Below are 13861 nucleotides of genomic sequence, written 5' to 3'. Positions count from 1 at the left end.
CGAGTCACTTATGGGTGCAACCGAAAAGATAGTAGTTAAACCCGCCCCTACAGAGGCGTCAGATACCGTAAAAAGTTAGCCAGTTCTCTCTTCTGTTGCTGTACGAGGAGAACTTCAGGTTAAAAGCAAACAGGGGCATTACCTTTTCCTGCCAATATCTAAAACTCTCCAAGTCATTACAGCACTGACGATGCCAATCAATACGCTCAAGCCAAAGATTAAACTAAAACTTGCCCAATGGTTTAGTGCGGGTGTAGGTTGATTAGCAGGGACTGGTAAAATACTATTGACAATCCCTTCTGCTTGTTCGGTCAGTGCAGACGCAGCCAGCGCTGCAGTGCTAATTCCCACACTCGCGATCGCGACGGTTTGGTTGAGGGTTCGTTCATTCTTGGTTTTCTCAATTTCGATGATTCCAGCAATGGTTTTGATACAGGTTTCTAGGGGATTTAATCCGGCTTTCAGGGTTTGGTAATCGCTGTGGATGTGGCGGAGGAATTTCTCCGTCGCTATCTCGCCAAACGCTTTCAGGAAGCCGAGATCACTGGTGGGGTCAAGTTGTGCGATCGCGTCTACTCGCTTGATGTAGTTTTGAGTGTTTATTTCTAGATTCGAGGCTTGTTCTTGCAGATAACCTAAACTGGTTTCGTAGTAATGGGATATCGACAAAGCATGGGCTAAGTCTTGTTGTAATTCATCCAGATTTAGGGGAGAAGCATGAATACGTTTGCGTAAAGAATCAACCAGTTTTTGGATAACCCCCGATGATTTTTTCAGTGTTCTTTTCAGTTGACGGCTTTGTTCATAACTCCACAGTATTTTATTGCGGTAGTGAAATAGAGGAATTAAATGGAGGTAGAGTCTGCCCATAATATCTTTCAATTCTGCGTCGGTTTTATCATAGGGAAATAAGCAGATCAGGATATATTGATTGCGGTTTAAGCCATCGGGAATGATGTCGATTTTTCCAAGTTCAAAGCACGTTGCGCCTTGGAACGTTCCCTGTGGGGGATCGTCCGGTTGCCATTTGGCGTGGGGAAGCAGTTGTAAAGCGTTATAGCAATCTTGGGCTGTTGCTTTTGGGTCTTGATTGGCTGTGGCTAGTTTACCCCAAACCAGCCAGTTTTCACCCATATTACCGGGAATTTCATGGGTGTGTTCGAGGATAATATCTTTGATTTTTCCCAGTTTTTCCTCTAGAGAGAGTTGTTCCCAATCGGGTTCATTTTCTTTTCCTGCACAGTCGATTTGTAGGGCGTAAGTATCGCCAAGTTTCACGGGGTAGTAATAGCCGTCGAGGGGATATTTAAATCGCTCAATTTTTTCCGAACCTAGGAGTTTGATATCACTGTCAAATGGAATTTCAGCATCTTGGAGTTCGGCGAGTTTTTTATCACTGAGGCTATCCTGATAAATACGCTGCCAAAAACGGCGGCGATTGCCCTGAATTTGCTCATTACTCTGTCCCAATCCGTCTGCTAAATCATAGAGGAATAAATCGACAGTGGGATAAATCAGTTGGGGAGACGAGTTCATATAACGTTATCAATTATAAAATCATTGTCGGGGCTGTAGGGGCGCACTGACGTGCGCCCTGTGCTGACTGAGGTGCGCCCTACTCAATGTACTGCGTCAGGCTGTAAAATCCTATAGGAAATAAAATTGATTTTTGATTAATCATATTCCATACTTGTTCTTAGCCGAATTTACTGGGTTAGGATCAGAAAGAATTTGAGCAGTTTGCTCAAGTTTGGTTCTATCTAATTTAGCTTCAATTGTTGCTATCGTACATTCCATCTGGGCAATGAAATCCTGGATACAGCGCTTCGCGCTCTTATGGAGTACAGTATTAGCCCGCTATCCCTCAAACTGCTAGATTGATGTTGTACCTCATAGCAGAGTAAAGCGCTGTATCTCTGGTAAGATTGGGGGTTTCTCGATTATTATCGTCCTCAGCGTTATCAGCCGGAAGAAATTTTAACCCTATCTTCTCTTTTGCAGCTGTATCGGTTAACAAGAGACGGGCAGATTCATAAGGTATCTTCAAGGCAGGAATGCTAATTGCCAAATCGTGCAATTCTCCAATCCGGGTTTCCAGGGATTGGGCAATATCTGCCAGTTTTTCTTTAATTGTATCAGAGAGGGGCGATCGCTGTTGGCAGAGGGCAGCAAGAAAGGCTTTGAGAATCAGAACATCGGCGTCTTTCATCATGGACTCTTGAGTCGGAGCATATAATACTACTTTATTCTAGTTCCCCCCTTTTTAAGGGGGGCTAGGGGGGATCTCTTATAACGATATTATTGCAGTAGGTTTAGGTGTCTAACAGCCTTATAAAAGGCTAAAGCCCTTACTACAAACGACGATGAACGACGAACCTAATCTTTAATACCAGCTATCGTAAACGCCGCCCAATAATACGGATGAGAATAAGGTGGATCATCATTTTCCATTCTATCCAGTAAATCGCGCTGGTCTTGCAGAACAAGCTGAAGGGATTTGTGTTGGGTAAGTTGAGGAATTACTCTATCTAACCACTCAACTAATTGCTTACGAGTCGCTGTTTTTAGCCAGCGTTGAGCCAATTTTAATGCCATTGGTGGCGATTGTCCCGCCTCAAGATGCTGGTAAAATTTGACAATTAATAAAGCGCTAGCCGCTGATTCTACTGTCCACAGGGGACTCATCACATAAGTTACCCCAGCTTTCAGAAAGGCGCTGACTAATCCCACATATTCATCAGTAATAGTTTCGTCGCCAGTCATCGCGGTTTCACAAGCACAAAGACAAGCCAGATAGTAGTCTCTTAAATCCAGATGGATAATATCAGTTAATGTTAGTTGGTCAGTATTGTCGAGGAATAGACAAGATTGAGCCGGATTGCCAGAATTATAGGCTCCATGTCCGGTAAAGTGGAAGACATGATGGGGAGTTTGTAGAGATTGGCAGAGGGATTCACGAGTCGCGTTTGGGTTGGCGATCAGGGTAACCTGGGAAAATCGCTGACGAATTAATGCTGCTTCAATTTCAGCGAAGGGTAAATCGGATAAGGGTGTGGCTTTTCCCTGAATGAATAGTCTACTTTTGGGATTTTCTACCAGTAATAAAGAATGGAGTCGGGGACAATTATCCGGAGTGTCATTAATCGGGAAGTTTCCGCCATCGTCCCTATTTTCCTCATCCTCCAGAATCAACCGCAATTTAGAATAAGCACTGGGGAGATACGTACAGGTATAATTCGGGAAAAAATAGTGCAGGGGGAAGCGGTGCAAGTCGCGGTGGGGAATCAGGATAAGATTTTCAATCGGCTGATTTTGCAGGTGTTCGATAATACCAGAGATATTTAGAATCGCCCGGAGTTCCTGGAAACTTTCCTCCATTTGATGACGCCAGGGATGTTGTTTTTTCTCGGTTCCGTTGGCTGTCTCCTTTGAACTCCGATATGCCTGATACCGTTGATTCCATTCGGTTAACCATCTTTCCCAAGCCAGAACGTGCTGTAACGACGGAGAACGCTGGTCATTCATATCTATAAACCCTCTGCGTTCCTCTGCGTTCCCCTCTGCGTTCCTCTGCGTTAAAACAACCTGCAACGCATCAGGTACTATCACAAATGTGGTTAACGCACTGGGACTCAAATGCCAATAAATCGCCGCCGTCGTTGGCGTTAAAAGACGTTGAATCTGGCGGTAATCCAGTTCCGGAACCTCCTCATATCCTAAGAACCAACGCAAACAGGTATTTTTTCCGGTTTCGGCGAGGGTTAAAGCACTAGAGATATCCCCCGACTGAATCGCTAAATCGACGGTTAATTGATTAAATAGGGCAGATTTTAGTGCCAGTTGTTGTTTTTGCGGCGTAGTTCGTTTTGGGTCAGCTAAAAGGCGCTGTAATAGGTCAGCACCCTGACGCTGTAATTCTTGCGCTTCCTCAATTTCTCCTAAGTTTAGTAATACCCGAATCAAATCTTGGAGAACTTCGAGATGTAATTCTTCAAAGTCAGGCGGTTTCAGGGTTTGCAGGGCGGTTTTGTAGCTGGTTTCTGCCTTGCGCCAGAAGGAAAATGGGTTGGTAGATTGTCGCCCTTGGAAATAATGCGCCCTGCCAATTACGCGATGTAAAACTCCCCAGCCTTCAGGATGAGTATCGCGACAAATGGTTTTATCGAGTGGGGCTTGAAAGCTGGCAATTGCTCCCTCATAACCGCGTAAATTCAGTTGAGGATTAGTTAGGGATGGATGGTTGCGGGAATCTTGAGCAATCTTGGCGATAACATCCTCAGAGAGAGGTTGTTGGATGAGGTCAATTAATGTTTTGGAGGGCGGTTGCTGGATTATCTGGCTGAGTTTGGGTGAGGGCGGTTGTTCAAGTTGGGCAATAACTTTGGGTGAATCAGTAAAAGTTTCTTTGAGTAAGGCAATGCTGGAGTGGAGAGAAGCTTGGAATAAAGCAAGATGTCGTTCTCGATTTGTGTTTTGCAGGGTAGAAATTAAGATATCAGGAGTTTTGTTATATTCTAAGTGAAAGCAGTCGGTAAAGTTTTGTTGCAAAAAGGGTTCGTGACCGAATGATTTCATTGCTGCAACGCCCCGATTTGCCCAAGCTTGGTAGTCATCAGGTTGGAGAGAGATTGCCTGGTCATAATTTGCCAGTGCTTCTTCATGTCTTCCTAACTTACTAAGCGTAATGCCCAGGCTGTTCCAGGCTGAAGAGTAATCAGGTTGGAGAGAGATTGCCTGGTAATGACTTGCCAGTGATTCTTCGTATCGTCCTAACTCACCAAGCGCAGCGCCCCGGTTTTTCCAGGCTTGGTAGCCATCAGGTTGGAGAGAGATTGCCTGGTCATAACTTGTCAGTGCTTCTTCATGTCTTCCTAACTTACTAAGCGTAAAGCCCTGGTTATACCAGACTTTGTAGTCATCAGGTTGGAGAGAGATTGCCCGGTCAAAACTTGCTAGCGCTTCTTCATTTATTCCTAACTTACTAAGCACAAAACTCCGTTTTTTCCAGGCTTGGTAGTCATCAGGTTGGAGAGAGATTACCTGGTCATAACTTGTCAGTGCTTCTTCATTTCTTCCTAACTCACCAAGTACAATGCCCCGGTTTTTCCAGGCTTGGTAGTCATCAGGTTGGAGAGAGATTGCCTCGTCAACATTTGCCAGTGCTTCTTCATTTCTTCCTAATTTGCTAAGCATGACACCCCGGTTGTTCCAGGGCCGATTCAGTTATCACAGAATTATCCGGTTCCGGCACAACCAACAATCCCTCTGCCAATTCCCGCGCCACCCGTGCCAATTCCCCAGGTGCCACCTCTGCCAACCGCCTCAACCGCCGCGCCAACTCCTGATGCACCTCTGGCTGTGCCAACCAGCGCTGACCAAATTCCTGTAACCACGCCGCCAGCAGTTGCTGATTCACATTCCGACTAATCAAAAATACCTGCAATTGTCCCCAAGTTTTCCCCTGCGCTACTTATGCCAATAGCGCAAAAACCACATTCTCGTAGTCCAAATCACTGGGTTTAGTCGGTGGAGGTGGAGGCGGTGGCGGTTGACGCACAAACCAGCGTTTCAGCCAACGCCAGAGTTTAGCGAGTAACTTGAACATGGGATTGAGGGAGGAGCCGTTTAACCCTGGGTCGCTTTACCTTTGTGGTTAAGATTAATTCCAAGATAATCCAGTGTATCGTTGCCTGCGTATTCGCACAAGCTAAATATGATACCAAGTTGCGTTCTATAATGTCATTCTGAGCGAAGCGAAGAATCTGGGCAGATGCTTCGCTTCACTCCGTTTCACTGCGTTTTGCTCAGCATGACAGATTCTACCTTAGACTGAAGTTCCCCCTAGCCAAAAAATCGAAACTACCGCACCGTGCGACTTTCCGCGATTTTTCAGTCGCCTTACATGGGTACAATCGCTAAAACCTTGATGTGGCGGGGGTTTCAGTCGATCTTTTGTCTATTGCAAGTCTTCGCGATCGCGAAGATATGGCAAGGGCAACATGGGTACGATTTTTGAGGGTTTGAGCGCTCAAACCCTTACGGTATAAGGCTTGACGCTGGGTGGAGTACATCTGTATGGGGGGAACTTCAGCTTAGACTGCAACTTGGTATGAGTTCTGACCCAAACCTCAACAGCCTATCTTTGTTAGTAATCACCAGTCGGTCTAACTGCTACAAGCCCTTTGGGTAGCATCCTACTTTGTATAGCAGTAGACACATCGATTAGGAAGGCACCATTGTAGAGACGTTGCATGCAACGTCTCTACTGTTCGGCATTTAAACCTTAAATGTCAATAAATGCGAAAGCCTTGGTGTGCAAGCATCTTGCTCGCTACTAATACCCCATTTAAATGCATGACAGCTTACTCCAATTTAAAGTGCTGAATGTGGACTCTAAGATTGAGGTGACAAGGTGCGTAAATCCTCTAACACCTTTGTCACAGACTGATATCTATCCATGAAGTAGTAGCGCACCATCTTTTCTAATATCTCAGCTAATTCATCACTCACATTTGCCAAATGACGCCAGCTAATTTCGCCTGTCTCTGAATCCAGCACCAACTGGTGAGGAGGAATGCCTGTCAGCGCTTGAATCCCAATCACCCCAACAGCATAAATATCGCTACTCAGAGTGGGGTGTCCAGCGTATTGTTCTGACGGTGCATAGCCACGAGTACCAACCGCAACCGTATTATGTTCTTGTGTATCGTGTTCCTGATCAAGCTTTTGTTGGGGTTGAATCTGTTTGACTGCCCCGAAATCAATTAGCACCAATTGATCATCGGCTTGGCGACGAATAATGTTACTGGGTTTGATATCCCGATGAATAACATGATGCTCATGGATAAACACCAGAATTTCTAAAAGTCCTTTGAGTAACTCGACGACTTGCCCTTCTGGCATACGCTTATCCACAGGTAGCTCGTCGCTGAGTGATTCTCCTTTAATGTATTCTTCGACAAGGTAGAATTCCCGACTTTCTTCAAAATATGCCAGTAATTGGGGAATGTGAGGATGTCTGCCCAACTTTTCTAAGATTTCTGCTTCTGTATGAAAGAGGCGTCTGGCAATGGCAAGAAATCGTTCATCGCGACGGGCTGGTTTTAAATGCTTAACCACACATTTGGGTTTACCGGGTCTTTGGGTATCTTCAGCTAAATAGGTCAGACCAAATCCTCCAGAACCGAGAACTCGATTAATCTTATAGCGTCCGGCTAAAAGGTTGGGATTGTCTGAGGGTTTAACCGTTGGCGCGGGTTGACTCGGAACTGACTCGGGCGTCCAAATTGCCGTTGAATCCCCTTCCTGCTGCGATGGGGCAATAGCCGTTTCTTCGCTGAGGGTTACCTCTTGCTGTTGTGCAATCAGAGTCTTATCCTCATCTTCCTGAATAGTTATAGGAGCGCTGGTTCTACTATCCTGTAACATACCCTGAAGGGCGATGAGGTTATTTTCCTGTTCTTGGAGTAGACGGGCAAAATGGGCGCGTTCTTGCTGATTTTGGTAGGCGTTGTAAGCCAAGACAGCCGTAGATGCCATCACCAATCCCAAGGCTGGTGTCATCACGGGTATCCAACCCGCCTCCAGAAAAACGAGAAAGGATACGCCGCCCAAAAGACCCACCGCTAGCGTCTCAGCCAGGAGCAGTTGCCGGATATTGTGGGTGATTCGCACTCCTAGTGCACCGATGAACGACCAACCCCAAATCCAGATCACTTCGACCCAATTGGGCCAAAACCAAAAAAGCTGGCGTCCATTCAGAACAGTACTGAGCAGTTGACTAATGATTTGACCATGTATGACAACTCCCGGCATTGTCTCGATAATTAGCCCTTGTGAACTATAAGGAGTGGAAAATCTATCTTTTTCACTGGGGGCGGCGATTCCAATTAAGACAATGCGGTCTCGAACCAAGCTGGGATCAAGGCGACCTTCGAGAACCTCAGTCAAGGTCACGGTATCGGCTAGCTTGTCCGGAGAGCGATAATTCAATAAAATTTGATAGCCACCAGTATCAGCCTGTTGGTAACCTCCTGATGTTGGCTTTAGAGGCTTGAAAACCACATCACCCCATTTCAGGTACTCTTGCTCGTCTGGCGTAATAGTTGGTTCGATTCCTTTTTGTTCCAGATAGTGCTTGGCTAGCTGAAAGCTAAAGGAAAGTTGGGTTGTACAACCTGCGGGAATATCGACAGAGTGAAACAACAGCGCTCGGCGCACGACACCGCCTTTATCAATGGCTAAATCGGCAAAGCCAACCCGTGAATCGGGAACGCCTGGGGGTGGGAGAGTGCCTCTATTCTCACTTTCACTAATTTGACAGATGGGGATAATATTATCACTCGTTTGCAGGAGCTGGGATAACTCAGCATGACCGGGGGGTATGGCAATATCCCGATAAATATCTAGACCAATCACCGCTGGCTCATACTGCTGTAGGGTTTGCAGTAGCTGCGTCATCACCGCATCGCTCATGGGCCACTGCTTTAGGGATTGAATATCTTTCTCAGTCACCTCGACCACCAACAGACGTGGGTCTGGCGGCAATGAGGGTCGCAACTGCATCAACCCATCATAGGCACTTATCTCCGCCTGTTCCAACTGATCGAGTAGAATCTTCAGTGCTTCAATTCTGAGCTGAACTCCGAGTACCTCAACATTTATCTGAGATCCTAGCTGAATCCCCACAAACAAACCTGTAATGGCTAAACTGGTCAGCCATTCTGGATATTTCAACGCAAAACTACCAATGCGCTTAAAGCGCGACCACAAGGCAGAGAGCTTTGACCCTTCGCTTCGCTTAAGGGCATTGGTTTTGAGCTAACTCCCCACTAGTCTCTTTCACGTATCTGATTACTCACAACTAACACCTTAACGCTAGCAAGAATTTCCCTGAACTGTAACTGACATCAACACAGAATTGACGCAGACGCTGGTATCCATTATGACTCAAGCTTGGTTGAGCAATAATTCTCTGAAGAACGATAAATTAATAGGATGGGCATTGCCCATCCTATCCAAATGTTCAACTTGTTTTTAGTCCTCATCCTTGAGGTGCTAGCTGTTTGACTTACTTTTCGGTCATCGTGTAAGCCCCATCCCACTCAGGAGGAGGTGGGTCTTGGAGAAAATGTTGACACCGCTTCAGGTGTAATGCAGCGGCTTTGTCATTGTTGTCAAATTCTTCCAGAATAATGCCAAATTCACCCATTGCCCGGGTAAACTTCCGACTGAGATAATACTCCCGTCCTTTGTGGTAATGTTCGATAATTTCCTCTTTTTCGGCGGAAATGGGATCAGAACGCAGTCCGACTAGTTCGTAAATTTTCACAGGCTTATTCTTACCTTTGACGCGAATGCAGTCGAGTTCCCGATACCAAATCTTATCCTGGCAGGGAGCAAAGGTATATTCGCTAATGACAATGTCACAGCCGTATTGCTTGGTGGCGCCTTCGAGTCGAGAGCCTAAGTTCACACCATCGCCAATAGCAGTGAACTCCATCCGCTTACTCGAACCAATATTGCCACTAATCACGCTGTCAGAGTTAATCCCAATCCCAATGCGGATTTCTTCTTTTTTCTGGGCTAAACGACGGGCATTAAAATCTACCAATCGGTGGCGCATTTCCACTGCCGTTTGTACCGCTCTCCAGGCATGATCGGGTAAAGGAAAGGGCGAACCAAATACCGCCATAATCGCATCGCCGATGTATTTGTCGAGGGTGCCTTTGTGCTTAAAAATAGCCTCGACCATGGATTCAAAATAGTCATTAAGCATACCCACCACTTCTTCGGCTTGGAGTTTTTCGGTCAAAGAGGTGTAGCTGCGAATATCAGAAAACAGCACCGAAACTTCTTTGCGATCGCCTCCCATCTTAGCATCGCCCAGTTTCAGCAGTTCTTCTGCCAACTCCTGAGTCATGTACCGATACATTGTACTCTTGAGCCGCTTTTCATCACTGATGTCGTCCATGACAACCAGTGCCCCATAAACATTGGTCAAATCACTCGTATCGGCAATGGAGTTAATAGAAAGATGCACGCTATGTTCTTCATTGCTCGGCGTCAACAATACCTGATCAGGGTAGTACTGATTGCGGTCTTTCTCATTTTTCGCGTCTAAGGCATTCTGTAGCAATTGGGCAAAGCTGGCAAAACTGCCCTCTTTTTCTTTAATTTTGACCAACTCTGATACCGATTGCCCTTCGATACTATATTCCTTACTAAACCCCAACAGTTTCTTGGCACTTTCATTCGCCGCGATCACTTTACCAGCTTTGTCTGTCGAAATTACACCATTGGTCAGACTGCGAAGGATATCCCGCTGCATTTGCTCCTGCTGCTTCACCGTGGCAAACAGTTTGGCGTTTTGCAGCGCCACACCCGCTTGGATATTAAATGCTTCCATAAAGGCGATATCGCTTTGATCGAAACTCGCCTTCCAGCATTCGGGTGCGTCTTGTTCCTCCTTATTGGGATCGGGATTGTAAGTGGGAAAATCTCCTTTCTTTTTCTTGTTCACCAATTGGGTGACGCCAATTAACTCGCCATCGGCGTTATAGACTGGCATACACAGTAAGCTACAGGTGCGATACCCGGTATTGCGATCGGTTTCCCTAGCTTTGTCTGAATCGGGATGATTGTACAGGTCAAACGGGATATTGAGAATTTCACCGGTCAGTCCGACTCGACCCGCAAAACCCGCTCCGATGGGAACCCGCAGTTCTTTCATCGCTCCCCCAGCCTGAGGAATCTTCGTCCATAAATCATTGCGTTCGTGATCAATCAACCACAAGGTCGAGCGATCCGCATTCATCAGCTCCTTGGCTTCCTCCATCACCCGTTTGAGCGTTTCTTCCAAGTCTAAACTGCTCTTACTCAGGGATTCAGTCGCCTTCATCAGAGCATTCGCCGCTCTCTGTTGCTGAGTTGCCAAGTAAAATGACTTAGACGACTCCAGAATCAGGCGAATAGAGGGGGCAAATTCTTCAAAAAGTTTCTGATCGGTTTCGCTAAAACCCTGTTTATCGATTTTTTCTTCTAGGGGTAAAGAATCATCTGGATCATGAGACGCCTTAAGTTTATTCAACAGCTGAACCACAGCCACTAAGTCTCCCTTCTCATTGAGTAAGGGGAGCGTCAGCATTGTATAAGTTCGGTAGCCGGTTGTTTTATAGAGCTTTTTCGACCCTTCCGAACGCGGATCATCGAAGAAATCGTAGGGATTATTGACCACTTTTTTAAATGTTGCCACTTCCCCAGCGATTCCCTGATCAGCGGGAATCCGCAGTTCTATGGTTTTGCCATTCTCACCCTCGGCGACAATCGAAAATAATTCATTCTTGTTTTCATCCAGTAAAAATATCGTTGTCCGGTCTGCACCCAAAAGCTCTGCGGTCTTCAGGGTGATAGCATTGAGCATCTCCTGGAGAATTGTCTCAAACCCTTGGCTGTCGAGGAGCATGGACAGGGTTTGATGAACCACTTCGAGCTTCTTTTCCACCCCCGTAACAACTTCTTTAAAACTGTCTTGGGTTAGGGGAGCAAGAAACGCCGTAAACGTTCCATTGGTGGTTGCTAGGGCACCATCAGACGCGGGTTGATGTTCATGCACGACTTGGTCTTCGGTATAGATCGGCTGTACTTCAATGGTGTTTCCATTGTTAGCCGCAGACCCGGTGGGCGATGTAGCTGTCATATCTCTTGTTAGGGTCAGAGAACGTTCCTGGCATACGAATAAGATTACTCTATCAGTTAAAGTTTTACCACTCAGGTTAATTTAATCAGTGAGCTACGATTTAGACTACTCTGCTGTTGAGCTTAACGTTTGATTCGTTCTCTCAGCAAGTCGGGGACTCGGAAGCGGGGGGAGCGGGGGGAGCAGAGGGAGCGGGGGGAGCAGAGGGAGCGGGGGGAGCAGAGGGAGCAGAGGGAGCAGAGGGAGCAGAGGGAGCAGAGGGAGAGCATTTAAAACTGGGTTGGGGCGGGTTTAGTCGCATCCCTGGTGAGGGGAAAAAACGATAATCGTCAAACCCGCCCCTACAAACCCGTTTCTACTCGCGAAATGCAGGATCAACACTCAACCATCAAACTAATTCTGACGCCAATGACGGGCTTGAGTCAGGAGCGAATCGGCAAAAGTCATGGCTTCCTGACCGGATTGCCCACCAGCTAGCTGGGCGATTTCTTCCTGGCGGTGAGAATGATGATCGAGGAGACTGACGCGAATGACTGTACGCAGGTCAATTTCAGGCATTTCTTCTTCGGCTAGAGTATTCGTCTGGCTGTTTTTGATTAAGGGGGTTTGATCGATCACCTGTTTATCGACGCGGAAATGTCGATCTGCCATGGCGGCGATGATGGGTTGGTGCGTTACACACAACACTTGATTTTGCTGACTCAGGTGATGAAGTCGTTCTGCGATCGCACTCGCTACTCGCCCTGATACCCCGGCGTCAATTTCATCAAAAATTAAGCTGACTCCTTGATCCCCACTGCTGGAAAAACAGGCTTTCAACGCTAGTAAAAAACGGCTCATTTCCCCACCCGATGCCGTTGCTGCCAACGGTTGCAGGGGTTCGCCCGGATTTGGAGATAAATAAAATGTGACTTGATCAGCACCCGTCGCTGTCGGCGCAATGGGCGTGATTGCCACCTGAAATTGTACCTTGGACATGGCTAGGGGCTTGAGTTGCTCCACTAGACGATGTTCCAGTTCCTCCGCCGCGACTCGACGCAATTGGGTGAGCTGAGTACAAGCTGCTGTTAAGGTTTCCTGACATTGGCGGTAAGTTTTTTCCAATTCATCCAAGGATTGACCGTTACCCCTGAGTTCAGCCAATTCTGAGTTAAGTTTTTCGTAGTGCGCGATCGCATCGGTTAGAGTCGGTCCATATTTACGGCAAATTTGTTTAAGGGCGCGGATACGTTCTTCGACTTCTTCTAGGCGTTCGGGATCAGTTTCGAGTCCATCCCCATAGGCATTAATTTGGTGACTTGCTTGCACCACCTGCGCCAAGGCGCCACTGACTAACTCCAGGATCGGTTGTAACTGGGTGTCATATTGCGCCATATCATTCAACGTGGTTTCAGCTTCCCCTAGTAAATCGGCACAGGCAAATGCACCACTATCATTTTGGTAAAGTGACTGATAGATCTGATAGCTGTGTTGTTGGAGTTCCACGACATGAGTTAACCGCTGAGATTCTTGTTCAAGTTCGGTCAGTTCTTCGGAATCAGTAAGATTAGCGGCGCTCAGTTCCTGAATTTGATAATCTAGCCAGTCAAGGCGTTGTAAGCGCTGCTGTTCTGACTGACGCCGTTTTTGCAGGGCTTGGTAGGTTTCCTGAGACGCCAGATAAGCCGTAGCGACAAGATCAAGTTGTTTGTTGAGGGGAAAACCACCGTAAAGATCCAGGAGTCGCCGCTGGCGGGTTGAGGCGAAAAGCTGCACCGTTTGACCTTGGGCGGTAATTTCCACCAAGCGATCGCGCAATTGTTCCATTAAGCGACGGTTTACTAAAATACCATTAATTCGCGATCGCGATCGCAGCGAGTTCTGTTTTACCGTAATCTCTCGACTACAGACCAAATCCGCTTCATCGAACAAATCAATTTCCTGTTCACTCAACCAAGCCATCAACGTCGCATCAATGCGAAACGTCGCCTCAACCAGCGCCCGTTTTTCCCCCGTGCGAATCAGACGATGGGTGACTTTTCCTCCCAACGCCACATCAATGGCATCCAGAATAATTGACTTACCAGCACCCGTTTCGCCCGTTAAAACATTCAAACCAGCGGCAAATTCCAACTCCAGTTGGTCGATTAAGGCAAAGTTTTGAATCCGTAATGATAGCAACAT

General features: G+C 46.8%; 9 protein-coding genes. 1 reads left to right on the top strand and 8 read right to left on the bottom strand.

The features are described from left to right. Positions 1 to 138 precede the first annotated feature (138 nt). The 7 genes from RLO19_RS06855 to RLO19_RS06825 all read right to left on the bottom strand — a co-directional run bounded on the left by RLO19_RS06855 (position 139) and on the right by RLO19_RS06825 (position 11698). Complete coding sequence (locus RLO19_RS06855; RefSeq protein WP_446354991.1) at positions 139 to 1536, bottom strand: hypothetical protein; 1398 nt, start codon at positions 1534 to 1536, stop codon at positions 139 to 141. Positions 1537 to 1864: 328 nt separating this feature from the next. After that, entirely contained in the window at positions 1865 to 2212 is a 348-nt protein-coding gene (locus tag RLO19_RS06850) for a hypothetical protein (RefSeq protein ID WP_446354989.1), read from the bottom strand. Positions 2213 to 2376: 164 nt separating this feature from the next. Continuing rightward, on the bottom strand, positions 2377 to 5193 hold the full coding sequence (locus RLO19_RS06845; protein ID WP_446354987.1) for a CHAT domain-containing protein: 2817 nt from the start codon (positions 5191 to 5193) through the stop codon (positions 2377 to 2379). Beyond that, entirely contained in the window at positions 5186 to 5431 is a 246-nt protein-coding gene (locus RLO19_RS06840; protein WP_446354986.1) for a hypothetical protein, read from the bottom strand. Before RLO19_RS06840 ends, RLO19_RS06845 begins: the two co-directional genes overlap by 8 nt. 39 nt (positions 5432 to 5470) lie before the next feature. Continuing rightward, entirely contained in the window at positions 5471 to 5605 is a 135-nt protein-coding gene (locus RLO19_RS06835; protein WP_446354984.1) for a hypothetical protein, read from the bottom strand. 788 nt (positions 5606 to 6393) lie between these two features. Next, a complete protein-coding gene (locus tag RLO19_RS06830) occupies positions 6394 to 8736 on the bottom strand; it encodes a CHASE2 domain-containing protein (protein ID WP_446354982.1) in 2343 nt (780 codons plus the stop codon). A gap of 334 nt (positions 8737 to 9070) precedes the next feature. Continuing rightward, the gene (locus RLO19_RS06825; RefSeq protein WP_446354981.1) at positions 9071 to 11698 is read right to left on the bottom strand and encodes a GAF domain-containing protein; all 2628 of its coding nucleotides are present in this window, start codon (positions 11696 to 11698) and stop codon (positions 9071 to 9073) included. Positions 11699 to 11814: 116 nt separating this feature from the next. On the opposite strand from RLO19_RS06825, the gene RLO19_RS06820 reads away from it, so the two are divergent. Beyond that, the gene (locus RLO19_RS06820) at positions 11815 to 12024 is read left to right on the top strand and encodes a hypothetical protein (RefSeq protein WP_446354979.1); all 210 of its coding nucleotides are present in this window, start codon (positions 11815 to 11817) and stop codon (positions 12022 to 12024) included. A 67-nt stretch (positions 12025 to 12091) separates the two neighbouring features. Here RLO19_RS06820 and recN read toward each other — a convergent pair whose 3' ends face one another. Then, positions 12092 to 13861 carry a DNA repair protein RecN gene (gene recN, locus RLO19_RS06815; protein WP_446354977.1) on the bottom strand — a complete coding sequence of 590 codons (1770 nt, stop codon included), beginning with the start codon at positions 13859 to 13861 and terminating at the stop codon, positions 12092 to 12094.

This window comes from Coleofasciculus sp. G2-EDA-02, assembly GCF_040226375.1.
Classification (GTDB): Bacteria; Cyanobacteriota; Cyanobacteriia; order Cyanobacteriales; family Coleofasciculaceae; genus Coleofasciculus.
The sequence above is the reverse complement of the archived record's forward strand: the minus strand, read 5'-3'. Positions and strand labels throughout refer to the sequence as shown.

Coding starts and splice junctions, on each gene's coding strand:
- RLO19_RS06845 (WP_446354987.1), bottom strand. CDS start 5,193: ATGCTTAGCAAATTAGGAAGAAATGAAGAAGCACTGGCAAATGTTGAC.
- RLO19_RS06850 (WP_446354989.1), bottom strand. CDS start 2,212: ATGATGAAAGACGCCGATGTTCTGATTCTCAAAGCCTTTCTTGCTGCC.
- RLO19_RS06855 (WP_446354991.1), bottom strand. CDS start 1,536: ATGAACTCGTCTCCCCAACTGATTTATCCCACTGTCGATTTATTCCTC.
- RLO19_RS06835 (WP_446354984.1), bottom strand. CDS start 5,605: ATGTTCAAGTTACTCGCTAAACTCTGGCGTTGGCTGAAACGCTGGTTT.
- RLO19_RS06825 (WP_446354981.1), bottom strand. CDS start 11,698: ATGACAGCTACATCGCCCACCGGGTCTGCGGCTAACAATGGAAACACC.
- recN (WP_446354977.1), bottom strand. CDS start 13,861: ATGTTGCTATCATTACGGATTCAAAACTTTGCCTTAATCGACCAACTG.